The 24431-nt window shown below is 43.0% G+C and carries 22 protein-coding genes; 11 read left to right on the forward strand and 11 right to left on the reverse strand.

Annotated elements, in window-relative coordinates:
* Nucleotides 1-6 precede the first annotated feature (6 nt).
* Both gcvH and CWO27_RS08955 read right to left on the reverse strand, forming a co-directional pair.
* Nucleotides 7-387: a glycine cleavage system protein GcvH gene (gene gcvH / locus CWO27_RS08950; RefSeq protein ID WP_017105929.1), complete on the reverse strand. Its 381-nt coding sequence runs from the start codon at nt 385-387 to the stop codon at nt 7-9.
* Between the two features lie 51 nt (nt 388-438).
* Entirely contained in the window at nt 439-1731 is a 1293-nt protein-coding gene (locus CWO27_RS08955; protein WP_059018605.1) for a serine hydroxymethyltransferase, read from the reverse strand.
* Between the two features lie 441 nt (nt 1732-2172).
* Between CWO27_RS08955 and CWO27_RS08960 the strand changes: the two genes are divergently transcribed.
* The 3 genes from CWO27_RS08960 to CWO27_RS08970 all read left to right on the forward strand — a co-directional run bounded on the left by CWO27_RS08960 (nt 2173) and on the right by CWO27_RS08970 (nt 5713).
* Complete coding sequence (locus CWO27_RS08960) at nt 2173-2796, forward strand: helix-turn-helix domain-containing protein (protein WP_017105927.1); 624 nt, start codon at nt 2173-2175, stop codon at nt 2794-2796.
* 448 nt (nt 2797-3244) lie between these two features.
* Nucleotides 3245-4378 (forward strand): glycine cleavage system aminomethyltransferase GcvT, encoded by a 1134-nt coding sequence (gene gcvT, locus CWO27_RS08965; RefSeq protein WP_060981379.1) that lies wholly within the window; start codon nt 3245-3247, stop codon nt 4376-4378.
* A 264-nt stretch (nt 4379-4642) separates the two neighbouring features.
* Nucleotides 4643-5713: a S1 family peptidase gene (locus CWO27_RS08970; RefSeq protein WP_107898874.1), complete on the forward strand. Its 1071-nt coding sequence runs from the start codon at nt 4643-4645 to the stop codon at nt 5711-5713.
* Between the two features lie 101 nt (nt 5714-5814).
* Here CWO27_RS08970 and CWO27_RS08975 read toward each other — a convergent pair whose 3' ends face one another.
* Complete coding sequence (locus CWO27_RS08975) at nt 5815-6141, reverse strand: hypothetical protein (RefSeq protein ID WP_048660419.1); 327 nt, start codon at nt 6139-6141, stop codon at nt 5815-5817.
* A 201-nt stretch (nt 6142-6342) separates the two neighbouring features.
* Between CWO27_RS08975 and CWO27_RS08980 the strand changes: the two genes are divergently transcribed.
* Entirely contained in the window at nt 6343-6660 is a 318-nt protein-coding gene (locus CWO27_RS08980; protein ID WP_048662017.1) for a helix-turn-helix transcriptional regulator, read from the forward strand.
* A 93-nt stretch (nt 6661-6753) separates the two neighbouring features.
* On the opposite strand, the gene arfB is transcribed toward CWO27_RS08980, so the two are convergent.
* On the reverse strand, nt 6754-7164 hold the full coding sequence (arfB, locus tag CWO27_RS08985; protein WP_048660225.1) for an alternative ribosome rescue aminoacyl-tRNA hydrolase ArfB: 411 nt from the start codon (nt 7162-7164) through the stop codon (nt 6754-6756).
* Nucleotides 7165-7251: 87 nt separating this feature from the next.
* Between arfB and CWO27_RS08990 the strand changes: the two genes are divergently transcribed.
* Nucleotides 7252-7857, forward strand: coding sequence for a beta-phosphoglucomutase family hydrolase (locus CWO27_RS08990; protein WP_107898875.1), 606 nt, complete (start codon nt 7252-7254; stop codon nt 7855-7857).
* A gap of 35 nt (nt 7858-7892) precedes the next feature.
* Here the strand turns inward: CWO27_RS08990 and CWO27_RS08995 are convergent, their stop codons facing one another.
* The 4 genes from CWO27_RS08995 to CWO27_RS09010 all read right to left on the reverse strand — a co-directional run bounded on the left by CWO27_RS08995 (nt 7893) and on the right by CWO27_RS09010 (nt 13986).
* The gene (locus CWO27_RS08995) at nt 7893-9797 is read right to left on the reverse strand and encodes a sensor domain-containing diguanylate cyclase (RefSeq protein WP_048660223.1); all 1905 of its coding nucleotides are present in this window, start codon (nt 9795-9797) and stop codon (nt 7893-7895) included.
* Between the two features lie 237 nt (nt 9798-10034).
* Nucleotides 10035-11783 (reverse strand): formate--tetrahydrofolate ligase, encoded by a 1749-nt coding sequence (locus CWO27_RS09000; RefSeq protein WP_107898876.1) that lies wholly within the window; start codon nt 11781-11783, stop codon nt 10035-10037.
* A 293-nt stretch (nt 11784-12076) separates the two neighbouring features.
* Complete coding sequence (locus CWO27_RS09005) at nt 12077-13381, reverse strand: inosine/guanosine kinase (RefSeq protein WP_017069885.1); 1305 nt, start codon at nt 13379-13381, stop codon at nt 12077-12079.
* A 128-nt stretch (nt 13382-13509) separates the two neighbouring features.
* Nucleotides 13510-13986, reverse strand: coding sequence for a CreA family protein (locus CWO27_RS09010; protein ID WP_017059837.1), 477 nt, complete (start codon nt 13984-13986; stop codon nt 13510-13512).
* Between the two features lie 248 nt (nt 13987-14234).
* Here CWO27_RS09010 and CWO27_RS09015 point away from each other — a divergent pair, with 248 nt between their 5' ends.
* The 3 genes from CWO27_RS09015 to CWO27_RS09025 all read left to right on the forward strand — a co-directional run bounded on the left by CWO27_RS09015 (nt 14235) and on the right by CWO27_RS09025 (nt 17628).
* The gene (locus CWO27_RS09015; protein ID WP_102530255.1) at nt 14235-14729 is read left to right on the forward strand and encodes a hypothetical protein; all 495 of its coding nucleotides are present in this window, start codon (nt 14235-14237) and stop codon (nt 14727-14729) included.
* Nucleotides 14730-14789: 60 nt separating this feature from the next.
* Entirely contained in the window at nt 14790-16598 is a 1809-nt protein-coding gene (locus CWO27_RS09020; RefSeq protein WP_107898877.1) for an HD domain-containing phosphohydrolase, read from the forward strand.
* Nucleotides 16599-16902: 304 nt separating this feature from the next.
* Nucleotides 16903-17628, forward strand: a complete 726-nt coding sequence (locus CWO27_RS09025; protein WP_048660219.1) for an HAD-IA family hydrolase — start codon at nt 16903-16905, stop codon at nt 17626-17628.
* Between the two features lie 406 nt (nt 17629-18034).
* Here the strand turns inward: CWO27_RS09025 and CWO27_RS09035 are convergent, their stop codons facing one another.
* Nucleotides 18035-19459 carry a methyl-accepting chemotaxis protein gene (locus CWO27_RS09035; protein ID WP_048662013.1) on the reverse strand — a complete coding sequence of 475 codons (1425 nt, stop codon included), beginning with the start codon at nt 19457-19459 and terminating at the stop codon, nt 18035-18037.
* A 148-nt stretch (nt 19460-19607) separates the two neighbouring features.
* Entirely contained in the window at nt 19608-20831 is a 1224-nt protein-coding gene (locus tag CWO27_RS09040) for an aromatic amino acid transport family protein (protein WP_107898878.1), read from the reverse strand.
* A 447-nt stretch (nt 20832-21278) separates the two neighbouring features.
* Between CWO27_RS09040 and CWO27_RS23755 the strand changes: the two genes are divergently transcribed.
* The 3 genes from CWO27_RS23755 to CWO27_RS09050 all read left to right on the forward strand — a co-directional run bounded on the left by CWO27_RS23755 (nt 21279) and on the right by CWO27_RS09050 (nt 23520).
* On the forward strand, nt 21279-21407 hold the full coding sequence (locus CWO27_RS23755; RefSeq protein WP_017059831.1) for a hypothetical protein: 129 nt from the start codon (nt 21279-21281) through the stop codon (nt 21405-21407).
* 172 nt (nt 21408-21579) lie between these two features.
* Nucleotides 21580-22191 (forward strand): acyl carrier protein phosphodiesterase, encoded by a 612-nt coding sequence (locus CWO27_RS09045; RefSeq protein ID WP_048660216.1) that lies wholly within the window; start codon nt 21580-21582, stop codon nt 22189-22191.
* A 57-nt stretch (nt 22192-22248) separates the two neighbouring features.
* Nucleotides 22249-23520 carry a DEAD/DEAH box helicase gene (locus tag CWO27_RS09050; protein WP_102530251.1) on the forward strand — a complete coding sequence of 424 codons (1272 nt, stop codon included), beginning with the start codon at nt 22249-22251 and terminating at the stop codon, nt 23518-23520.
* 127 nt (nt 23521-23647) lie between these two features.
* Here CWO27_RS09050 and CWO27_RS09055 read toward each other — a convergent pair whose 3' ends face one another.
* Nucleotides 23648-24388 (reverse strand): TetR/AcrR family transcriptional regulator, encoded by a 741-nt coding sequence (locus CWO27_RS09055; protein WP_102480545.1) that lies wholly within the window; start codon nt 24386-24388, stop codon nt 23648-23650.
* Nucleotides 24389-24431: the final 43 nt, after the last annotated feature.

The following is a 24431-nucleotide window of genomic DNA, read 5'->3' on the forward strand; positions in this document are numbered from 1 at the left end:
AACCTATTAGTCTTCTTCGATAGAGCTTAGGTATTCTTCCGCATCCTTAAGGTTGTCTAGTTCAGATGCATCAGACATCTTCACTTTAACAATCCAACCACCTTCATAAGATTCTTCGTTAATTAACTCAGGGCTATCTTCTAATTCTTCGTTGATTTCTACGATTTCGCCAGAGATTGGTGCGTAGATATCAGAAGCTGCTTTCACTGATTCAACTAGAGAGAAGCTTTCGCCGGCTTCGATTTCGTCTCCAGTGTCAGGCAGGTCAACAAACACAACGTCACCTAGCATCTCTTGAGCGTGCTCAGAAATACCGATAGTTACAGTACCGTCACCGTTGTCTTTTACCCACTCGTGGCTGTCTGCAAACTTTAGTGTATTGTCCATTGCTTATTCTCCAAAAATTTATGAGGTTTTAATTTAAATCTTAAAAACGGTTTAACGATAAAGAGGGAAGCGTTTGCAAAGCTCTTTAACTTGCTTGCGAACACGTTGCTCAACTTCAGCGTTGCCTTCAGGGCTTTCAACTAAGCCATCAAGTACATCGCCGATCCATTCACCGATAAGTTTGAATTCTTCAGTGCCAAAACCACGACTGGTTCCAGCTGGCGTACCTAAACGAATACCCGAAGTAATCATAGGCTTCTCTGTGTCGAATGGTATGCCATTTTTGTTACATGTGATCCCTGCACGTTCTAATGCTTCTTCAGTTACGTTACCTTTCAAGCCCTTAGGGCGAAGGTCAACCAGCATTAGGTGCGTGTCTGTTCCGCCAGTCACAATGTCACAACCGCGAGTTTGCAACACTTCAGCAAGAACTTTTGCGTTGTCGATCACTGAATCAATATAAGTATTAAATTCTGGGCCAAGTGCTTCGCCAAATGCTACTGCTTTAGCCGCGATAACGTGCATTAGTGGGCCGCCTTGTAGGCCAGGGAACACTGCAGAATTGATCTTTTTGTTGATGTCTTCGTGGTTAGTCAGAATCATACCGCCGCGTGGGCCACGAAGTGTCTTGTGCGTTGTTGTCGTAACAACGTGAGCGTGTGGTAGTGGGCTAGGGTGAGCACCTGTCGCAATAAGACCCGCGATGTGTGCCATATCGACCATTAGGATTGCGCCAACTTCGTCAGCGATTTCACGGAACTTAGCGAAATCGATAACGCGTGGGATAGCACTACCACCAGCAATAATCATTTTAGGTTGGCTTTCGATAGCTAAAGCGCGAACTGCTTCGTAATCGATTTCAAGAGTGTCGCGGTCTACGCCGTATTGAACTGCGTTGAACCATTTACCAGACATTGCAGGACGTGCACCGTGTGTAAGGTGACCACCAGCGTCAAGAGACATACCTAGGATAGTGTCGCCAGGTTGAAGTAGGGCAAGTTTAACTGCGCCGTTTGCTTGAGCGCCAGAGTGAGGCTGTACGTTTACGTATTCACATTTGAACAACTGCTTAGCGCGTTCGATTGCGATAGCTTCTACTGTATCTACGTGCTCACAACCGCCGTAGTAACGACGACCTGGGTAGCCCTCAGCGTATTTGTTGGTTAGGCAAGTGCCTTGAGCTTGCATTACTGCTTTAGAAACGATGTTCTCAGAAGCAATAAGTTCGATTTGTTCGTTTTGACGAGTGTTCTCTGCTTGGATTCCAGCAAATACTGCGTCGTCAGTCGCAGATAGGTTCGTAGAGAAAAAACTGTCTAAGCTATGGTTTTGGTAAGCGTTCATTGTCGAGACCTTTCATTAAGCTAATGGTGATTGTTTTTATAGTCCATTAAGTCTTACGTTGATTTCTGCATCGGTATCGTTTGCGCTATATAGGTATAGATAAACGTGAATTGCGTTATAAATATACTTTTACAGCGTCTAAGCGATCGTTGTAGGGTCAATGCAGCACGAATTGTTTCCCAAAAAGTTCGGGTAAAAAACAGCTCTTACAAATGTTAAATCTATCATTTGCTGCAAGCTGAAGTAGCATCTCTTCATCTAACAAGTCGATAACATAGCTCTGATAAAATCAATTTTCAACAAAAATTTCCAATAGGAAACAACTTTTCTCGTTTTGCTACAGGGAGCACGCTTTATTTCTGTGTGTGCTCTTTAATCAACAAAGCGCTTCATGCAACAATGAAATGAATAGACAGGAAGTAAGAAAATAATGAGGGACCTATGTCAGAAGACATTTATGATGAGTACCCATCTTTAACGTTGGCGAAAGAAACGTTAGACCAGAATATAGAACCACTTAGGCTAGGCCAGCGTATTAAAGATATCCGCGGCAAGCTTGGGATTACGTTAGAAGAAGCAAGCCAAAGAACTGGCTTGGCGCGTTCTACGCTCAGCAAAATCGAGAATGAACAAATCTCGCCAACCTTTCAGGCTATGCAAAAACTGGCGATGGGTTTGCAAATTGATATGCCGCAACTCTTTGAGCCACCAAGGAAAAAAGTCGCAACAGGACGTCGCGACTTAACCAAAGCAGGTCAGGGCAAACCTCACCCTACACCGACTTATGAGCATGAACTGCTTGCGACTGAGCTTTCTAATAAGAAGATGATGCCGTTCAAAAGCCGCGTAAGAGCGCGTACTTTTGAAGAATATAATGATTGGGTTCGTCACGATGGTGAAGAGTTCTTAATGATTATCTCCGGTGATGTGATGTTCTACTCAGAATTCTACGAACCCGTACCAATGAGCGAAGGCGACAGCATGTATTACGATGCCAATATGGGCCACATGTTGATTTCTACTAGTGCAGAAGATGCGCTGATTTTGTGGGTGACTGCAAAATAAGTTAACAAACTTAGAATTTCTTATAGTGAATGCAAACGTTTGCTTTTGTTTCTAACGTTTGTCAAATGACGCGATATTGATGTGAAAATCATCAATATCGCGTTTTTGCATGTATCGAATAATTGTTTTTAAATTGTTAAATGTCACATTTTGAGCTGTTTTAATCTTGTTAAGGGTGTAAAACTCACTCAGGCTTGTTTATTATAGTGAACACGGTTTACTCATGTTGATTGAAGTTTACTGAAGTGAATTCTTAGAAAGTGAGTTGTATAGGGTTTGTACAGCTATTCATATTTATAACGCTAACAATATAGGCCTATATAAAAGACATCACTTTTTACTATCTACTGTTTCTAACGTTAACCCGTATCGTTAGAGGCGACTCTAAATAGAGATATAAGCGGCAGACTCGATTTTGGACAGCCTGCAACGCTTCATGGAGAATAAAATGACTCAAGAACACGCTAATCAAGACCTACTAAAAACACCACTGCATGCACTTCACGTTGAAGAGGGTGCGAAAATGGTTCCTTTCGCTGGCTACGATATGCCAGTTCAGTACCCACTAGGTGTAAAGAAAGAGCACTTACACACTCGTGACGCTGCCGGTCTTTTTGATGTTTCTCACATGGGGCAACTTCGTCTACATGGTGCAAATGCAGCTGCTGTCTTAGAATCTTTGGTTCCTGTAGATATTATTGACCTTCCTTCTGGTAAGCAGCGTTACGCGTTCTTTACTAACGAGCAGGGCGGCATCATGGATGACCTGATGGTTGCGAACCTTGGCGATCACCTATTTGTTGTTGTGAACGCAGCTTGTAAGACACAAGATATCGACCACCTAACGGCTCACCTTCCTGCAGACGTAGAAATGGAAGTGATTGATGACCGCGCTCTACTAGCACTTCAAGGCCCTAAAGCGTCTGAAGTACTGGCTCGTTTCCAACCTAGCGTTGCAGACATGCTGTTCATGGATGTTCAAAAAGTGGATATCGATGGTGTGGAATGTATCGTAAGCCGCAGTGGTTACACAGGCGAAGATGGTTACGAAATCTCTGTACCGAATGATCATGCTGAAGCACTAGCACGTAAGCTAACTTCAGAAGCTGAAGTAGAGTGGATTGGCCTTGGTGCACGTGACTCACTTCGTCTTGAGTGTGGTTTGTGTCTCTACGGTCACGACCTAGATACAACAACAACGCCAGTAGAAGCTAGCCTTCTATGGGGTATTCAAAAAGTGCGTCGTACTGACGGGGAGCGTGCTGGCGGTTTCCCTGGCGCTGATATCATCCTTGAGCAAATCGCGACTAAAGACGTTCAACGCAAGCGTGTTGGTCTTGTTGGTCAAACTAAAGCACCAGTACGTGAAGGTGCTGAATTGTTTGACGCTGAAGGTAACAAGGTTGGTGTGGTAACTAGTGGTACAGCTGGTCCTAACGCGGGTAAACCAGTTTCAATGGCGTACGTGCGCACTGATCTAGCAGCAATCGGCACCGAAGTATTTGCTGAAGTTCGTGGTAAGAAACTACCAATGACAGTAGAAAAAATGCCATTCGTACCTCAACGTTACTACCGTGGCTAATCTCTTTTAAGAGAAACCACCAAGCTTAACCAAAAGCCTATTGTTTGCTTCTCTGTATCGAGAAGTTTAATGGTAGGCTTTTTTGTTTTTCGCAACGTATAAACTTAGGATGATGAGCTAAGATAAGTTGTTTATAAATTCGTTTATCAAATGAGAGATGTGGCCATATCGTTACAAATACTTACTATAATGATGATTAGTACGTGTTATGGTGGCGATTCATCAATTTTGTAAATAAGTAGTAGGGGTTACAAGGAGTTATCTATGAATGAGAACCATACAATGAATCCGGTTCGTAAAGCCGTTCTTGGGCTTTTAGCCCCATTAATCTATACATCAAGTGTTATGGCGACAGAAAACTCGGTCGAAAGTACTCCTGACGCGAGCGTAACACCTTATATCGTGAACGGTAGTGACGCTTCAGTGACTGAATTTCCTTCAATGGCGAGCTTGTTCATTGATCGTATTGATTATGATGGTGTTTACTCTACAGGCCCTTACTGTGGCGCGACCATTTTAAACCCGACTCATATTCTGACGGCAGCACACTGTATTTACGGCAATGAAGAAGGGCAGCTATTTACTACTGTAGTCCCTCAAATTGAAGATACGTCTCAATTCCCTAACGGTAACATTCAAAAAGCGCGAGTTTCAGAAGTTTATTATCGCAGTGACTATTCAAATGCGTTGAGTGATCTACTCCGTAACGATGTTGCCATTCTTAAGCTAGAAAGCGCACTGAATATTGATTCAATTAACGATATTGTAAAACGCCCGAGTTCGGATGGTTATCGTAGTTCTTCAGAGGTATTTACCGCTGTGGGTCATGGTGATACACGCACTGGTTTTGACGGAACCACATTACTACAAAAAGCAAACCTCAATTATGTAGACAATGCGACTTGTAAAACGGTATTCGCTGCTGGCGATGAGTTAACAGAGAATCAAATTTGTTTTGTTGGAGATGTAGCAGCTTCTGGCTTGTACGGGGGCACTTGTCAAGGTGACTCTGGCGGTCCGGTTTACTGGAAGGATGGTTCCATTTACAGACAAGTAGGGATCACCAGTTTTGGTCCTGAAACGTGTGGTGGTAGCTCAAGAGTAACGTCAGTATTCACTGAAATCTATGACTATAGAGATTGGATTACAGATGTAACTAATGGTGTCATTAATAGCTCAGAGACCGTTCAAATCTCAGCAACCGATGCTAAGCGAACAGCTTATGTGAATGCACGTACATCATCTGGCTCTGGTAGCAGTGGTGGTAGTGTTTCATTTGGTTTGCTAGGTATGCTGATGTTGATTGCTAGTGTTAGAAAAGCAGTTAAACGTTAGAACTTCAAAATGTTAGAACAAGTCGACGCTTTATCTAACGATAGCGTCGACTTTTTTATTTCTGCAGGTTTATCTGTTTAGTCATTTACCCGCTTAGTTACTTAGCTGCTTAGTTCTACAACCGCTTTACGGCTGTATCTTTCTAGAATCTCATCCATCTCTTTTATCGCAGCATTGATGCTTTTAATCCCACCTTGCGCTACACCTTTTTCATTTTCGTTCAATGCAGAAAAAGCCTGCTTTAATTCCTTACCTTCCAACATGCTCCCGTGTAGCAACACCTCTTTGTAAGTGAGTAGCTTATGTTGTATTGCAATAATTTCTGGGCGGGGATTGTCTGATTCTAATGCGTGACTAATGCAAGGAAATGCCAATGTATAGTGATTCGCAATTTCCAATTTGACGTTTTTCTTATTCGCAATATGCAATTTTTTTAATTTCCCAACACTTGAGTCTTCAAGTCTTCTAGCCTTTACGCTCACGACCAATCAAAGCGTGAAAGTTTATGATACGTAACGTTTTTTAATAATTGGATAATATGCCTTTGATGGCTTATGTAAACCATCACAAGTCAATATGGTCTGCTTCTTGCTGAATTTAGGTCATAACTGTCTTTTGAGGATGAGCTTATGTCACAAGAACCCATAATAGTGGCGCTGATTGAGCGTAGGAAACAAGCTAACTTGTCTCAAGAAAAGTTAGCCTCGAGTTCAGGAATGAGTTTAAAAACCTATCAACGGATTGAACGTGGCGAGGCGGATATTAAGATGTCTCAGTATCGTTCAATCACCAGAACCTTAAAGGTGACGGATTTGGATGTGGTTCTTGATATTGTGGGTGCATCACAAGCAACAGCGGAAGACGTTGCAGCGGTCAGTCGCTTACTGACCAGCGAAGAGCGAATGTTGTTGATCAAACTGATTTTGTCGGTCAAAAAGAAGCAGTAATCTTACTTTCAAATAAACAGCGTAATGGATCTATTCGTTAGTTAAAGTGACAGATCTTTCTACAGTAATGTGGTTACTGAGGGCATGAAGCCATCAGCTCACTCTTCCGCGTAGCTGTTTGGTGGTACTTCTTTGCTTCTTACTTTCTAAACGTCTTTTCTGAGAGCCACGCGTTGGCTTTGTTGCTCTTCTTACTTTTTGAACCTTTGTCGCTTCCAAGATCAATTCTTTCAAACGCACTAAAGCATCATCGCGGTTTTGTTCTTGAGTTCTATATTGTTGCGCCTTAATGATAATCACCCCGTCTTTGGTGATGCGACTATCTTTGTGTGCCAAAAGCTTTTCTTTATAGAAGTCGGGCAGGGTGGAGTGTGTGATATCAAAACGTAAATGTATCGCGCTCGATACTTTATTGACGTTCTGACCGCCGGCTCCTTGTGCTCTGATCGCTGTTAACTGGAGTTCCCAGTCTTGAATCGAAACAGAGTTAGATATTTGTAACATAAACATCCATTTTGAACGGTAATATGGGGTCATGATACTGAATATTGGTTATGGTATCAGTAACTTTCTTAAAGAGTGGTAGTAGTGATGAAAATAGATTTAACGGCGTATGAAGGATTGATCTTTGATATGGACGGTACGCTGATCGATACAATGCCTGCACATGTAAAGGCGTGGCAGCAAACGGCTGAAGAGTTCGGCTTTCATTTTGAAGCGTCTTGGCTGTATAGCTTAGGTGGCATGCCGAGCTACAAAATAGCCGGTGAGGTGAACAGTAAATACGGTTTGTCTCTCGACCCACAAGCTGTGTCCACGTTTAAAATGGCATCGTTTGCGGCTATTGAAGACAAAGGAGACGTTATCCCTTGTACTCACTCTCTGCTGTTAGAGCATCTGGGTAATAAGAAGATTGCAGTAGGAACGGGCAGTCAACGTAAAAGTGCCGAACAGTTACTGGATAAGACAGACATCTTGAGTAAGCTCGATATCCTAGTGACAGCAACAGACGTTAAGAATCACAAGCCCAATCCGGATACCTTCTTAGATGCGTGTTTTGGTATGGGTTTGCAGCCAAAGCAGTGTGTTGTTTTTGAAGATACGAACCTAGGTAAGCAGGCTGCTCATGCTGCGAACATGGATTGTATTCTTGTCGTTGAGGGGAGCAAGTTAGAATTTTATCCGGCTCCAAGCTGATCGTTTGCCGGGCAAGTGAATGCAATTGTCATTTGCTAGGCTATTTCGCTCATCTCTTTATCTAGGAATAAGCACACATTGTTTCTCCCTGCTGCTTTAGCTTCGTATAGGGCTAAATCGGCGCACTTGTAATTAAGTGCTGGATCATTTGTTACGTTAGTAATCCCACCGCTCACGGTGACTACGTTGTCGAGTTCGATACTGACAGCGATTCTGAGCCGATTAAGAACGTATTCAGCTTCTTCTGTTGTAGTGTGAGGCAGAATAACGCCAAATTCTTCACCACCAATACGAGCGACAAAATCTGTTTCACGGCATTCTCGCTGGAGTACTTGAGCAACCGTTTGAATGACGCGATCACCATAATCGTGACCAAATCTGTCGTTGATGCGTTTGAAGTGGTCTATATCTAAGATCGCTAAGCAAGACTGTTCACGAGTAGGATAACGATTCACACGAGAGCACTCATCTCGCAGCTCAAGATCGAACTTACGGCGGTTCCAACACCCAGCTAAGGCATCTTTTTCGCTCAGGTTTCTCAGTTTGTTTTCTAGCTCTTTGTGTTTACTGATATCCACAAATGAAGCGACATAAAACTGAATCACATCTTTCGAATCTTTGATGGTTTGGATTCGCAGTATTTCCGTGATTAAAGACCCGTCTTTACGTCGGTTAACGACTTCGCCTTCCCACATGCCTTTCTCTTTGATGATACTCCACATCTTGATGTAGAACTCTTCATTGTAGCGGCCAGAGGCAAACATCGATGGTTGACGACCTTTTACGTCTTCTAACTCGTAGCCACTCACGCGGGTGAACTCTTGGTTTACTTTGATGATGCGGTTGTTTCTGTCGGTAATCACCAAGGCAGACATGCCATTCATTGCTGCTTTAGCCAGTTGGCTCTCGATACTGTTCTTCTTGTGATTGCTGTTCCACAATACGAAGCCAGCAGAGATCATTGAAATCAAGAAAGATAAAGTGATGATCTGAACGACAATCGCTTGTTTTTCTTGTCGGTATTGACTGCTGAACTGCTGATTTTCAATATGAAGAACCATGTAGATTGGGCCTTCGAACTGTTTTATGTTGGGGCTGATATCAGAGTGGAAATACCAGTTCTTACCATCAAAATAGCTAGAAGATTTCTTGTCTTGAATCGCAGTCCAAAGCTCCGGGTATAACTTTGCGTAAGTTCGCTCTGAACGTGACTCAATCACATGTCCGAAAGATTCCTTTGGGTCTGGCCCCATAATGATGTGTCCGGTTTTGTTGAGAATAATCGGAACAGCAGACGATGCACCAATCTGATAGTGAAGGCGCTTATAGATCTCGAGCATGTTTAGGTTTGCGATGAAGTAACCAATGATGCGATTGTTTTCAGCGACTGGCGTCATAATGCGAAGCGCTGGTATTAAAGGACGAACGATCTCTCCGTTTTCAACTTCTAGGTCAATGCCGCGAGAACTAACTTCACCAATCTTTAATCGTTGCAGTTCCTCATAGTAATCACGTGAAGACTTGTTCTGCAGTTCGTTATCTGGGACCACGATTGCTTGACCGTCTTTGTAGTTAACGCGGAACACTTCGTTGCCGGCTAGATCGAGATAACGAAGCTGAGAATAGTATTTTTGGCCACGAGCTAACATTACCCAAAGATCTTGTAGCGTTTCTTTGTGGATGAGTGAAGGTTCTTGAACGGCACGAAGTAACGTTTGAGAGTCTGCAATAGAAGGAACAGAGTTAGATATTTGCTCAACAATAACGGCGAGTTCGTGAAAACTGTATTCGATTTGGTTCTGGCTGGATTGTTTGATATTTAGCGTGTGCTGAGCATCGACCCTGTCAAATTCAGAGTTAATATAGAGGGCAGGGACTAATCCTAGGGCAAATATGGTGCATAGAAATTGCCCGACTAGTTTTTTTATACTTGTATTCATCACTGTCCTCAAAGAATCAGCGCAATACTATATATTTTATAAGGTTTTTAATGTGATCTTGCCCCAGAACTTAAGACAATATGCGCATATAACTACGTTTTTATTGCAACTTCTTGCACTTAAGCTTGATTGTTGAGCAATTACTTCGTTAGGAAATGATTGCTCAATATAGAACACCGGTCTGAAAATTGAGCCAGATTAATCGCGATTATTTGTCGTTTATCTAACTAAGGGTATTTAGCTTAGGCCGACGATATTTCCATTACTGTCAATATCTAACGACATGAACGCTGGTTTGTCAGGTAAGCCTGGCATGGTCATCACATTGCCACACAACGCGTAAATAAAGCCAGCACCAGCACACAATTTTAGCTCTCTAACGGGTACGTCAAATTGAGTGGGAGCACCTTTTATGTGTGCTTCTGTCGAGACCGATAGTGGTGTTTTTGCCAAACAAACTGATAGGTTGCTATAGCCATGCAGTTTGAATTCAGCTAGTTGTTTTTTAGCCAGTGGAGATAGTGAAATACTTGCCGCGCCATAACCGACTTCAGCGACAGCCATTAGCTTTTCTTCTAGGGTTTGCTCAGAGTGGTACAAAGGCTCAAATTCAGACTCCTTTTGGCAAGCTTTTACCACGGCGCGAGCCAGTTGAGTCGTCCCTTCGCCACCTTGACCAAATGCTTCGCTCACTTCAACGCTAACGCTTGGGTCGAAGTCGGTGATCATCTGTTTCAAAGCATCGAGCTCTTGAGCTGAGTCTTGTGGGAATTGGTTAATCGCAACAACTGTTGGCACTTGGTATTGCTTAACGTTGGTTATGTGCCATTTTAGGTTCTCAAACCCTGCAATAAGCGCGTCTTGGTCATCATTAAAGATTGAATCTGGTAGTGGGGTGCCCGGTCTTAAATCGTACAAACCTGAGTTCGCTTTTAATCCGCGTAGTGTCGCAACAACAACGGCACAGTCAGGCCTCTTGTTGGATGCCTTAACCTTGATGTTACATGCTTTCTCGAAACCCATGTCTGAGCCGAAACCGCCTTCAGTTACCACAAAGTCACTCAGTTTAAGAGCAATCTTATCGGCAATAATTGAAGAGTTACCATGTGCGATGTTTGCGAAAGGCCCGGCGTGAATTAGGGTAGGAACGCCTTCAAGGGTTTGCATCAATGTTGGTTCAATAGAATCCTTCATTGTTACGGTCATTGCGCCTGCAACATTGAAGTCATCTGCGGTTAACGGTAAGCCTTGTTTGTTGTAAGCAAGTACCACTCGTCCAATGCGCTTTCTTAAATCTTGAAGGTCATCTGCTAGAGCAAGGATAGCCATCAGCTCTGAAGCGGCTGAGATATCAAATCCATCTTCGCGCTCAAAGCCGTTAATTGTTTTGCTTGCTTCGTTCTTGCCTACCGTGATCATGCGTAACGCGCGATCATTATGGTCGAGTACACGTCGCCATACGATTCTAGTGGGGTCGATATCCAGTGCTTTTAAGCCTGAGCGCGCTTCAAAGGCTTCTAAGCCTTCACGCTGTTCATGATACAAACGTGCATCGATTGCTGCAGAGGCAAGGTTGTGAGCGGCCGTAACAGCATGAATGTCACCAGTTAGATGTAGGTTCAACTGTTCCATAGGAGCGACTTGAGAGTAGCCACCGCCAGCTGCGCCACCTTTAACACCAAATACAGGGCCCATTGAAGGCTGACGAATACACGCCATCGCTGATTGGTTAATTTTGGCAAGACCTTGTACTAGCCCGATGGTGGTCACCGTTTTGCCTTCGCCGAGTGGCGTGGGTGTAATCGCCGTGACTACGACCAATTTACCATCTTGTTGGTTGGAGAGGCGTTCAAGTGATGTGAGAGACACTTTAGATTTGTATTGCCCTAATGGCTGATGTTCGTTGTGTTGTAGGCCAGCTTGCTTGGCAACCTCACTGATGTTTTTAAGGGGAGTAGAGCGACAAATATCAATATCAGACAGCATATTTGATCCTTATATCAGAACCGAAAGGTGGTACGTAAACGTTTGCGTGGCGATGGTACTGTATAAATCTGCCAAGTAAAGGCAAACCACACGAATTATGTGCTGGAAGATAACAGATCTAAAGAGTCATTGCGCGAGATCAAATCTTAAACGAGCAAAATATTCGATCTGATTACCTACAGTTGCAGTTATATTGGTGTTGAATACAAAAAGGGCTGCATATAGCAGCCCTTCAACGAATAGGTAATCTGACTTGGCGTGAACCTCAATCAGCTAACCCCTAATATGGTCGATTAACGATCCCAGTATGTTTCTTCTAAGCTATCTTCGCGTTCAGGTAGCGCACGAGAAAGACGAGGAGAGTGCTGAGTCAACACTTCGTAGCTTACACGGTTTGCGTACTTACAAATTTGAGAAAGAGAAGAGTAAGTTAGACAAGTATGCTCGTGCTTCTCTGAGTTCGGTACGTTCACGTGGTGGTAGCTGTTTGCTGCCATGTCGTGAAGTAGTGCTGAAAGTGCACCATCACCAGCACCATTCGTGTTCTTAATCTCAAGTGGGCCACCTAGGTAAGGGCCAATATGAGAGTACACTTTTACAGGGTCTTTACAGTCTTGCTTACGCATCGCGCGGCTGAATTCATATTTATTGAACTCAGGGATGTTACCCGGTAACAATGGCAGTGTGGTTTCGCGTTTCGCTGGTTCGTCAGTGTAACCTGCCATGTATAGGCCAATAGGGCCAGCAGTACATAGAACTAGGTCGACCCATTCAAGCGCTTTGTTAGCCGCCAATAGAGGGTCTTTTTCACCTGTGAGCGCTTCACCTTCGTCTTCGTTCATCGCGACGATGGTTACGTTCTCTTTCAGGTATTCTTGCCACCATTCAGCGTTACCTTCGATCACATACTTAGTACCAAGTGTTAGTACAACAGGCACATTGTGCGCTTTCGCGTATTCAATCGCTTTTTGTACCGCTTTTGGCATCGGATCTTCAGGTTTGCCACGCATTAGGTATGACGAGACAACTAATGCAGACGCTTTCTCGAACACTTTTTCAGGAATGCTCTCTGGAAGAAGTTGGTTCATGTGACCTTCATTGATTGCAAACGTACGTTCGCCATCTTCAGAAATAAGCGTGTAGCAACGACCGATTGGACCATCAACAGTTTGAAGGTGATTTAGATTCATACGAGAAGAAGTGCGGCAAAGATAACGATAACCAAATGAGCCAACTTCAATCTTCTTAGACATAACGCCAAGCAGTACAGATTTGCTGTCTGCAAGTACGGAATAGTTGTGCAGTGTGTTGCCGATAGTATCGCCAGGGTATTGATGCGTGATCAAACCGCGCTCAACTAACTCTTCATACAGCGCATCTGCTTTACTTTCTTCCAATACTAGTGAGTGACCTTTACTCAGCTCGTATTTTTCTAGGAACTCGTTGTCAACACGGGCTTCGATATCAACAATCGTTTGGCCAACACCGACAATCGTTGCGCGGTGAAGCTTAGGTGTTTGTTGAATTTGGTTGACCAACGGATCACGTGCGTGAGTTGGAAAGTAATGCTTAGATTTACGCTGTCCAGGAAACTTCATATGAAAAATACAGTGAAAAAATTTTGCCGCATGATATCACATTTTGTTTCTGTTTCTTTCATTTTTATTACATTTTGAATCACCTGCACAATGTCTGTACAGGTGAATCGTCTTACTTTGGCTTGAAGCTATTCAGCTGGAACAAGTGTTGCTGGATCTACGTAAGCCTCTGTACCCCAAAGCGGAACGGTTGAAAGGCTATGCTTGAAACTGCCTTCCGTTTCTTTGGTGGTGTAAGACAAGTAAAGCAGCGACTGATTCTCTGCATCGTAGATACGACGAACCTTCATTGTTTTAAAGAAGATACTTTTCGATTGCTTGAATACCACTTCGCCAGACTTACTCTTGTCTATTTGAGCAATCATTTCTGGTGTGATTTCACCTGTTTGACGACAAGAGATAGAGCTATCACTTGGATCTGAAAGGCTAAGGTTTGCTTCGATTGATGCGATATGACAGGTAACACCTGCGATCTTATCGTCATCTAATGAAGACATCTTGATATCCTTCATTGTGAAGAAACCCAGTGAGACGTCGCCAACCTCGTTGTCCGAACAGCCAGCTAACATTGTGACGATACCTGCTGCTATTAAGGCTTTTTTCATAAGAAGTCCTTTTTATTTATATAGTTCTGTTTACTATAAGGATATTGAAAGCTTGAATACGAGTGTAGAGCTTTTCGTTAAGTTCTTAAAGGATGTTGTTGGATAATGAAAAATATGAAGCATTTAAAGTACTTGTTGGCCTTGGTCATGCTCTGTATGCTCTCTGCTTGTAGTTCGGCACCTCAGCCGACCGTATGTCTTCCAAATAACTGCGATATTTGGGGATACTAACCGTAGGTACTAAAAGAATGAATAACGAAATACCTGAAACTGCACAAAAGAAAAACCAATGGCTGTTTAGTCAGCTCGACATTGCTTACCCCGCAAAAGAGAGCCTTCTAGGCCGCGAACTTTATCAAAGTAAACTCCCATCCAAGACATACCAACTCCTAGCTCCAGATCAAACACCTTCCCAAATTGATGAACTGCATAAAGTTGATTTCCATAAATTGACCGTACTATTCTCACTTAACCAAGCAAGCGTGTACCAAGATGAAGCCGAAAGGGCACACATGCTTGAGTTCTTGAGCCAAATTATGCTGTCTGATGAACATGTTTTATACATCGGCACTCACAATGGCGAAGTTGTTGCGAGTGCGATCATTACAGAGTTAGAGGATTCTCTATTGATATCGGACGTTGTTGCTGGAAATGGTCAAAGTATCAACGACTTTGCTAAGCAGTTACACGATTTTTGGGCACAAGATCATGCTTCTTGCGATAAAGTGTGGATCGAGAACTAAAGATTCTTTGAGAAAGCGTTAATCTAAGTACAATACCCCGTCTTATTTAAAGGGTATTGTATGTACAAGCTATTGATCTCAATCGCTGTATTGTGTATTAGCGCTTATTCTTCACTCAGTTTTGCTAACGACTGGGATATCAAACGTATCCTAGTTTTACACTCATACGAACCTTCTTACCAATGGACCGCTGATTTCCAAAAAGGGATCGACAGCGCGTTCAGCCAATCTAGAACCGAAGTTAAACTCTCGATCGAGTATTTGGATTCAAAGCGTATCCATAGCTCTGACTACTACGGTTCTCTCTCGAACTATTTGCAAATCAAATATGCAGGTTATGAATTTGACGGCGTGATTGCGACTGACGATAACGCAGCAAATTTCCTTGAATCGTTAGGTGCTTTAATTGACCGTTCTACTCCTGTAGTGGCGGTGGGAATCAATGACACCAGTACCGATATGTATGCAGTATCTGACAGAGCAACTGTGCTTTACGAGAACGATCAGATAGACGTTAATATTAAGCTGATCTCCAAATTAAGGCCTAATCTAAAGAACCTCTATTTTGTAAATGATTACAGTGTCACGTCTGAATTGATTCATAATGAAATGAACAGAATGATGGCTGAATTTCCAAATATCAACCTCATAGAAATTCGCGATTTGTCGCTGGAGCATACAAGCCAGTTTTTGGAAGGAATCTCTGCAGACGATGCGGTATTGCTCAGTCATTACAACACTGAGTTGAAACAAGGGGTTTACCACACTTACCAAGAGATTGCGGATACCTTGTCAAAAGCGAGTGCTGCACCAGTGTTCGCGTTGTGGCAGTTTTATATTTCGGGCGATGTTCTCGGTGGTTATGTGAATCACTCACAAAGCATGGGTGAGGAGGCAGTTGATGCGCTAGACAAATACCTTCCTCTCGGTTTTGCAGAACCGTTAACTCCCGGAGATAACAAACGTTTTGTATTCAACTACCCTGCAATGAAACGATACGGGATTAGTGCCAACGCATTACCTGATGAAGCGGTATTCATTAACGAACCTTCTTCCTTTATTCGCAAAAACTTCCAGTTGTTAATGGGGCTGTCGATGGTGATTGCGGGTTTGAGCCTGATCATCTTGATGCAATTTGTCACTCTGCGCCAAAAGAAAGAGTTGGCCAATAAGAACAAACGAATCTTAAAGCTTCAGAAACAGACCTTGAATATCCAAAAGGATATGATTCATGTTCTCGGCGAGGCGATTGAAACCCGCTCTGGCGAAACCGGTAATCACGTTAAGCGTGTAGCCAAGTTATCCTCATTGCTCGCTAAGTATCGTGGCTTGAGCCATCGCGAGGTCGAGATGATTGAGATCATCAGCCCGATGCACGATGTGGGTAAGATTTCTGTCCCTGAATCGATCTTGGATAAACCTGGTAAATTAACCGACCAAGAGTGGGAGGTGATGAAGCTTCATACTACGGCTGGCTATAACTTACTGAAGAGCGGAGCGGGTGATATTACCAACCTCGCGGCAATCATTGCTAACGAACATCACGAGCGCTGGGATGGAACAGGATACCCGAATGGCAAAGTGGGAGATGAAATTCACCTGTTTGCTCGCATCACTGCCGTAGCCGACGTTTTTGATGCGCTGCTTAGTGCTCGTTGCTACAAAGAACAGTGGCCGTTAGATATGGTAGTCGATTTTTTCGAGCGAGAGTGTGGCTACCAGTTTGATCCTCAGCTAACGAAATTGCTACTGAAACACTTACCCGAGTTTGTCGCTATCCGAGATTCGTATCCTGATACTGGAACTGTGGAATATGCGATTTCACGTTCGCTTGAAGCTAAGGTTTTTGAAGAGTCGGTTGTTAGCTAAGTCTCGGTCTATCTTAATCGTTTATACGTCTTGGTTTTTTATCTAGTCATCACGATCCGGCTAGGAAGTGGTGATTTATATTTTCCCCTGAAATTGAGTCGCTTATGTAAACCTCGCAGTATTTGATTTCGTAGGATCTCGGTTAATTTGATAAAAACTGTTGCTTATGCTGAGCGATAAAGTGATCAACTCCATATTTCGCGAAGAGAAATAAGCCTGTATCCGCAAACTGTTACCTCAATCATCTCGCGCATTGAAAGAACACTATAGGATAAAACTTGGATTCAATCTTAGTGAGATACCTATGCGGTTAGAACAGACTAAATGTGTAATTTTCGATTGTGATGGAACACTTATCGACAGTGAAAAGCTGTGCTGCCAAGCTTTGGTAAACGTTTTCACTGGCTTTGGGGCGAAGTTGAACGTCAACGACTGTTATGCGCACTTCCAAGGTGGGAAGCTGGCCGACATCTTAATGGATACGCAAGCGCGTTTAGGCTTATCTATCTCAATTGATACACTAGAACCGTTATACCGGATCGAATTAGAAGCACTGTTTCAGCGTCATTTAAAACCGATGGACGGCGCTATCGAACTTATTGAATTCCTCAAACAACAAGACATTGAGTTTTGTATCGCTTCCAATGCACCGAAATCTAGAGTTGAATCTTCATTGGCGATGACAGGCATGCTCGATGATTTTAAAGGTAAAGTGTTCTCAGCTTTTGATGCTAACAGTTGGAAGCCAGAACCTGATCTAATCATGTACACGGCCATGAATATGGGCTTTCTACCAAATGAGTGCATCTACGTGGATGATACGTTAAAAGGGATTGAGGCTGGTGTTCGTGCGGGTATCCAATCGTTTCGATTACGCCCGAGTATTGATGAAGCAATCGTAGATCCCGAAGCCGACTCATTAGAACTCGCGGCTCAGGATATCTACAGTTTAGAAGAAATTTCAGTTTGGATTAATGGCAAGCACTGCTCAAATGGTGGTATATCGAATTCTGCAGCTTTGGTGGGGTAGAGCCTAGTTGAAGACTGACTACCTTACTGAATTGTTTGGTATGGAAACCACAAGATGCACAAGTAAACTTTTCTCCACTTTCTGAAAGCAGATACTCGTCATGTTGGCATAAAGGGCATGTAATGTCGTCGGTGTTTGGTGTTTCTGTTTTATTCATTATGTGTCACCTGCAGCAAGAGGGTAAGCGAAAAAAGACCCGTTCAATTAGATTACTCCTAAGCTCGAATATTAGACAGTTCTGACACTTCTTAATCTCTCCTTTGCGACTTGCTTCATGGTAATTGATAATGTCATCGTTATTGACCATGGTTCTTGTAATGTTATTAAACAAAAGTCAAAAAAAGGACCCATTACGAGTCCTCATTCGTTTATTTTCAATTCACGCCGCTAGTTAGCCTGCTGATCCTTAAGTCCGGTATCGCGCCAACGTCTGAGACAGAGAAACCGACGCTTCCGTTAGTCTAGATACACCATTTGACGAATTCTGAGCGACGTCCTTAATCACATCGGATTGGCTGCGAATATCGTTAAGTTCTGCTGCAATCGTATTGGCAACGTTGCTTTGTTCATCGGCTGATGTTGCAATCTGGATACTCATGTCCATCAGCGCTTGTGCAGAATCTGCAATCGAGTTTACGTCGTGACCAATGTTAGAAATCAGCTGGCTACTGGTTTGCGCCTGATCGACCGTTTGCTCTGTGATCTTTGCAATATTTTGACTCTCTTGTTGTAAGCGCTCAATCATCGCTTGGATCTCAACGGTAGCTGACTGAGTGCGACTTGCGAGTGTTCTTACTTCATCAGCAACAACAGCGAAACCACGACCTTGTTCGCCCGCACGAGCGGCTTCAATCGCAGCGTTCAAAGCCAGTAAGTTGGTTTGTTCTGAAATTGCGTTGATCGTCGTGATGACTTCGTTAATTTGGCTCGTGTTCACATTCAAGCTGGTCACAGAAGATGAGGTTTGTTCAATCAAAGAAGAAAGGGTGGTGATTTCTGAGATTGCTTGTTGAACCTTCGCGTGGCTGTCGTTGATCTGCTGTGCGTCTTGCTCTGTTTGCTCTGTTGAACGTGCAGAGATGTTAGACACTTCATTAGCAGATGCGGTCATCTGGTCCATTGCAGTAGCAACCGAATCTAGAGATGCGTTTTGGCTCATGATTTGTGTTTCGCTGCGCTTCATCTCTGTTTCGAAAGAAGCCGACGTTTCACTTAGGGTTGCTGCACTGTGGTTTACGTTGTTAACTAACTCACTGAGCGTGTCCATTGAACGGTCAAGAGCACAACCAATTGTGCCGAATTCGTCACGGCCAGGATGGAAGCCAAGGCGTGAAGTTAAGTCACCATCACCAATCTTTTGAGTGGTTGAATAAAGTACCCACAGCGCACCACCTAAGAAGGTCGCTACCCAGTAACAGAAAAGACCAAAAGGCACACACCATAAAAGACTGAGTAATAAAGTGTACAGTGCTTGCTGCTTTTGGTTTTGTGTATCGTTGTTTGAGACGGTAAGAGAGTAATAATTACCATCTTGTCCAATAGCCGTTGCGGTAACCGTGCCATTGTTCGAAATGATGGTCTCTTGAGGACGAGTTTGTTGGCTAACAGTACGAACAGAGGCAGGGGAATCTGACGCTGATAAAATACCTTTGAGTTGATACTCAACTTGCTGTTTTGCACTTGCGTCAATTTGTTCCATTTTATTGACGTAGTTGAGTCCAGCTAGGCTCGCCACAGCGGCGAAAAAGATTAAGAAAATGACCCAAAACTTATCGTTGATAGACATTTTAATAAACAGTTTGTCTATCGTTCGAAATTGTACTTCTTTCATAAAAACTCCACGGTAAATCCTTTACCGTGGACTCTAAATAACCGACCTCAATAAAAATGTGATATCAATCGACTAATTGTGAAAATTAATGATAGCAACATGTCATTTATGAGATCTCAATCAAGTATTTATATCCTGTATGGGTTTATTAGCCCAAAGACGGTAATAGGCCTACTGATATAAGGATTTGAATGGCAATGATAAATACGCCAATGCTACCCGCTAAAAATAACGCTTTGCTTCCACCCAACACCTGGTAAGTCGCTTCAGTACCATGAGATTTTACCGAGAAATCTGTGTAGCGAACTTTGTATACCATTACGGTAGGTAGAAGAATCGCCAGCACTGAAAGTGCAATCGCAGCATAACCCAACGCCATGATAAAACCTTGTGGGTAAAACAGGGCGAAGCCTAAAGGCGGTAAGAAGGTGATAACAGCGGTTTTAACGCGCTTTGCACTGCCTAGTTTTTTGCTTAGCGAGTCACCCATAAATTCGAATAGACCTAAGCTCACGCCAATAAATGAGGTAAGAAGAGCAAGGTCAGCGAACACGCCTACGATCACGCTTAGATTTGATTGATGAACGGTTTGCGAAAGCGAAACTAAAAGTGCACCCAAGCTTGTGTCTAACAACAGTTGTTCTTGGCTTACTACGCCCAAAGTGACGCTCTGCCAGAATACGTAGATAACCAAAGGTAACGCAGAACCGACAATCATTACCTTGCGTAGAGAGCGAACGTCTCCATCTAAGTAACGAACGATCGATGGGATGCTGCCGTGGAAACCGAAAGAGGTGAACACAACCGGGATAGCTGCAACAATCAGACCTTGTTGTAAAGGCATGCTCAGCAAGTATTGAGAAGTGATGTTAGGTGCTAGGAAGCTCAGTACCAGAACCATTGCAACCAGCTTTAAGCCAAATAAAACGCGGTTAACTTTATCGACACTGTGTGTACCAATCGTTACAACGCCTGCAACCAACAAGGTAAACAGAAGAGTCGTGACTTGGCCATTGAGTTCAAGGCCCGCGATATCTGAAATACGTTGGTTAAACTGAGCGCCACCGCCCGCGATGTATGCAGCGCATAAAGCGTAAAACAGAAACATCACTGCGAAGCTCGCGATCCACTTTCCTTTCGTCCCTAAAATTGTATGAGCTAAGGTGTGTAGGGTTGCATCAGATTCTGCGAATTGGTGAAGCTCGACCATTAATAAGGCAGTGAATGCCATTAAAGCCCACAAACCCAGCATTAAGAAAAGTGAAGTTGAAAAGCCAATACCTGCAGAAGCAAGTGGAAGAGCGAGCATGCCAGCACCAATCGTTGTGCCTGCAATGATCAAAGTACTACCAAAAACCTTTGATTTATTCATTGTATATAATTCTTTACGTTAGGGTGTGTTTTCATTGTAATTCTTCTAGCTTAAGCGCATAAACCCAAAGAATATCTCGATTTTGAAGTATTCTGATTGAGTTTAATTCCAAATGCAATATCTAATGTAATTAAAAATATGCACTGTAAATATTAATTTACACACATTTGAGGGTTAGGTGTTGAAAAGGGAGAAGCAAACGTTTGACCATGATCTGCTTCAAAATTTGTAGAGTAATCAGTTGTACTTGGTGTAAGGTGGCAGTAAATATGTCGTTCGCGTATACCCCTTTAGCGTAAACAAGCGCTAATGATCGCGAGTAGCTTCAAGCTATAAATATGGAATGGGTAGAGTAGAGTGCGTTCATCAAAGTGACATAATATAAGTCCAAGATGGTGCACTAGTTAACAGGACATCATGTCCACACCAAGGAATAGAGGGGGCACAATGAGTGACCAATCTTATAATGACGAAAGTCTTGAGTTGTTAGATGCTATGGAAATTGGCATTGACTTGTCTGACTATGAACAGACAGTTAAACAATTAGCAGAAGAACTTTTCAAATCTTCCAACTAGGGTTTTCCTTAGTAAAGGTTTTTTAGTTCAATGTTCTCAAATTAGACAATTCTTAGACTGAGCAAATCTCATTCGCTCACACGTCATACCAAAACTATCCTCATTAAAGTTCGCGAAGACAAACGAGTACGTTTACCATGTTACTTAGTTCTCGATACTTTAATGAGGTTCAATGAACTTTCTTGCACACCTTCACATCGCCAAGCACTGTAACAGCAATTTAGCAGGTAACCTGTTGGGTGATTTTGTGAAAGGCAACCCCAATAAACAGTATTCGGATTCACTCTCTGACGGCATTAGGCTTCATCGATTTGTTGATAGCTATACTGATCGTCATGATGTTTCTCGCTCTGCAAAATCTCTCTTTTCAGACCAAACACGACGCTTTGCGCCTATCGCACTCGATGTATTTTGGGATCACTGCTTAGCCAATCATTGGGCTCAGTTCTCGCAGCAGACATTAGAACGTTTTTGTTTCGATAGCCATGAGCAGATCTTTGAAAATCAAGAGCCACACTGGCCAGAAAATTTCGTTATGGTTCATCAGAAAATGGCTGAGCATAGATGGTTAGAGAGCTATCAAGACATGTCATCAATCGAGGTGGTATTGCAGCGAATGGCGTTGAGAAGACCAAAGCTCGGTATGCTCGAGGCATGTTACGATGATCTCGAACGTCACTATGATACGTTGCAGTGTCACTTTTATGAGCTTTATCCCAATGTTTTAGAAGAAGCGAAGCAGTTTAATGCGCTTCAAATGAAGAAAAATCAAAAGGAAAGGTAAACAGCGTAATGCAGGTTTGCTACAATCCGCGCCTATTTAATCTTTGAGCATCATACTATGTCTGAATCTACTAAATCTTTTAACCAACTAGGATTGTCTGAGCACCTTCTTGCTACGCTATCAGAGCTTAACTTTACGGCTCCAACCAGTGTTCAAGAACAAGCGATTCCATTGGTATTAGAAGGCAAAGATGTACTGGCGGGTGCTCAAACGGGTACGGGTAAAACGGCTGCGTTTGGTTTACCGATTATTCAAAGGTTAATCGAGACGAAAGACAACGTTATTCCAAACCCGAAGCTCGTTCGTGCGCTTGTATTAGTACCAACTCGTGAATTGGCACAGCAGGTGTTTGATAACTTAACTAGCTACGCAAAGGGCACCGACATCAAAGTTGTGGTGGCTTACGGCGGCGTTAGCATGAAGGTTCAAACTGATAACCTACGTGGAGGCGCTGATATTCTTGTTGCGACGCCTGGTCGTCTTATTGACCATATGTTTACTAGGAACATCATGTTGAGCCAAACGGAAGTGCTGGTGCTAGACGAAGCTGACCGTATGTTAGATATGGGTTTCATGCCTGACATCAAACGTATTCTTTCTCGCATGAACGAAGTGCGTCAAACGCTGTTCTTCTCTGCAACGTTTGATAACAAAATCAAAGCGATTGCGCATCGTATGATGCAGAAGCCAAGTGAAATTCAAGTTACGCCAAAAAACAGCACCGCTGAAACCGTAACACAGATGGTTTATCCGGTAGATAAGTCGCGAAAAAGTGAATTATTGGCGTATTTGATTGGCTCAAAAAACTGGCAACAAGTGTTGGTGTTTACAAAGACTAAGCAGGGCACCGACGCTCTCGTTAAAGAGCTTAAGTTAGACGGTATTAAAGCGGCGTCAATCAATGGTGATAAGAGCCAGGGTGCGCGTCAAAAAGCATTAGACGATTTCAAATCAGGCAAAGTTCGTGCGTTGATCGCAACCGACGTAGCAGCTCGTGGTATTGATATCCAGCAGTTAGAACAAGTTGTAAACTATGACATGCCATACAAAGCTGAAGATTACGTTCACCGTATCGGACGTACTGGTCGCGCAGGTAACAGCGGTTTAGCGATTTCGTTGATGAGTCAGGATGAAGCTTACTTATTGGGTGACATTGAGCGACTGCTTGATACGCGCTTGCCTCAAGAGTGGCTAGAAGGCTTTGAACCTAGCCTAGAAAAAGATCTAGCACCAGAGCGCGGTGGTCGCAGTAAGAGTCGTTCATCAGAAAAACGTAAGATGAAAGCAAAGCTTAAGATTCACCAAAACCGCGGTAAAGCACGTCGTTAACAAACTGGAACATGCTCCAGTTTAAAATTCTATACATATAAAAATGCGCCGTTACAGTTGGCTCTGTAACGGCGCATTTTTGTTTCAAGTAAATCAATTTATGACCAATGCAGATAAAAATACTGGGTTAATTATGTTCTTGATTGCACTTCCATACACAGGGCACTTCGTAAATCAGTTCTTCTAAGCTAGTTGGGTTTAGCACCCATTGCTCTTCGATTCTAAATTTACTTACCATTTGTGAGTTGAATAGTTGCCAATGCTTGATTAAGGACTCTTCGGGGGAGGTGACCATGTCGCCTTCATTCCACGTACTCTCCATGAACGGTGTTAGGCACACCGCGGCGTTCGCGTAGATGATCATTTGCCATTTTACTTCGTAAATGTTGATCAGATTATCTGGATTGGCGTCGTTATATTGTTTCGCCAGTCCATTAATTTCTTTCTCAACATCACCAACGTTATCGATAAAGTAATCAACCAAGTTATCTTCTTGACGCACTGAATCTGAGAGAAGTTGCATTGGTCTGCGTGAGTGAATCATATTAGTAAACAAGCGCATAGCGAATAAATAAATCGAAATATTCGGCGCAATACCTTTTGGTAGCTCTTCCATTATCTTAGCAATATAAGACTGAAAATAGTCGTGTAAACAATCGCTTATAGCATGCCAGATCTTTTCTTTGCTACCAAAATGATGGCGAATAAGGCTATGCGATACGCCTGCTTTCTCACTAATGTTACGAAGCGAAACGCTATCATAACCATGCTCACAGAACATATCCGCGGCAACACCCATGATCAAAAATCTCGTCTCTTCAGCATCTTTCGCGCTTCTTCTACCTTGTTTCTTTTCAGTCATCTTCATTTCACATATTTACCTGATTACCACATTCTACACTGTTTTTACT

The sequence above is a fragment of the Vibrio sp. 10N.286.51.C3 genome (assembly GCF_003050065.1).
GTDB classification, from domain to species: domain Bacteria; phylum Pseudomonadota; class Gammaproteobacteria; order Enterobacterales; family Vibrionaceae; genus Vibrio; species Vibrio crassostreae.

Excerpts from the sequence above, each read along its gene's own strand:
- gcvH (WP_017105929.1), bottom strand. The coding sequence starts at position 387 with ATGGACAATACACTAAAGTTTGCAGACAGCCACGAGTGGGTAAAAGAC.
- CWO27_RS08955 (WP_059018605.1), bottom strand. The coding sequence starts at position 1,731 with ATGAACGCTTACCAAAACCATAGCTTAGACAGTTTTTTCTCTACGAAC.
- CWO27_RS08960 (WP_017105927.1), top strand. The coding sequence starts at position 2,173 with ATGTCAGAAGACATTTATGATGAGTACCCATCTTTAACGTTGGCGAAA.
- gcvT (WP_060981379.1), top strand. The coding sequence starts at position 3,245 with ATGACTCAAGAACACGCTAATCAAGACCTACTAAAAACACCACTGCAT.
- CWO27_RS08970 (WP_107898874.1), top strand. The coding sequence starts at position 4,643 with ATGAATGAGAACCATACAATGAATCCGGTTCGTAAAGCCGTTCTTGGG.
- CWO27_RS08980 (WP_048662017.1), top strand. The coding sequence starts at position 6,343 with ATGTCACAAGAACCCATAATAGTGGCGCTGATTGAGCGTAGGAAACAA.
- arfB (WP_048660225.1), bottom strand. The coding sequence starts at position 7,164 with ATGTTACAAATATCTAACTCTGTTTCGATTCAAGACTGGGAACTCCAG.
- CWO27_RS08990 (WP_107898875.1), top strand. The coding sequence starts at position 7,252 with ATGAAAATAGATTTAACGGCGTATGAAGGATTGATCTTTGATATGGAC.
- CWO27_RS08995 (WP_048660223.1), bottom strand. The coding sequence starts at position 9,797 with ATGAATACAAGTATAAAAAAACTAGTCGGGCAATTTCTATGCACCATA.
- CWO27_RS09000 (WP_107898876.1), bottom strand. The coding sequence starts at position 11,783 with ATGCTGTCTGATATTGATATTTGTCGCTCTACTCCCCTTAAAAACATC.
- CWO27_RS09005 (WP_017069885.1), bottom strand. The coding sequence starts at position 13,381 with ATGAAGTTTCCTGGACAGCGTAAATCTAAGCATTACTTTCCAACTCAC.
- CWO27_RS09010 (WP_017059837.1), bottom strand. The coding sequence starts at position 13,986 with ATGAAAAAAGCCTTAATAGCAGCAGGTATCGTCACAATGTTAGCTGGC.
- CWO27_RS09015 (WP_102530255.1), top strand. The coding sequence starts at position 14,235 with ATGAATAACGAAATACCTGAAACTGCACAAAAGAAAAACCAATGGCTG.
- CWO27_RS09020 (WP_107898877.1), top strand. The coding sequence starts at position 14,790 with ATGTACAAGCTATTGATCTCAATCGCTGTATTGTGTATTAGCGCTTAT.
- CWO27_RS09025 (WP_048660219.1), top strand. The coding sequence starts at position 16,903 with ATGCGGTTAGAACAGACTAAATGTGTAATTTTCGATTGTGATGGAACA.
- CWO27_RS09035 (WP_048662013.1), bottom strand. The coding sequence starts at position 19,459 with ATGAAAGAAGTACAATTTCGAACGATAGACAAACTGTTTATTAAAATG.
- CWO27_RS09040 (WP_107898878.1), bottom strand. The coding sequence starts at position 20,831 with ATGAATAAATCAAAGGTTTTTGGTAGTACTTTGATCATTGCAGGCACA.
- CWO27_RS23755 (WP_017059831.1), top strand. The coding sequence starts at position 21,279 with ATGAGTGACCAATCTTATAATGACGAAAGTCTTGAGTTGTTAGATGCT.
- CWO27_RS09045 (WP_048660216.1), top strand. The coding sequence starts at position 21,580 with ATGAACTTTCTTGCACACCTTCACATCGCCAAGCACTGTAACAGCAAT.
- CWO27_RS09050 (WP_102530251.1), top strand. The coding sequence starts at position 22,249 with ATGTCTGAATCTACTAAATCTTTTAACCAACTAGGATTGTCTGAGCAC.
- CWO27_RS09055 (WP_102480545.1), bottom strand. The coding sequence starts at position 24,388 with ATGAAGATGACTGAAAAGAAACAAGGTAGAAGAAGCGCGAAAGATGCT.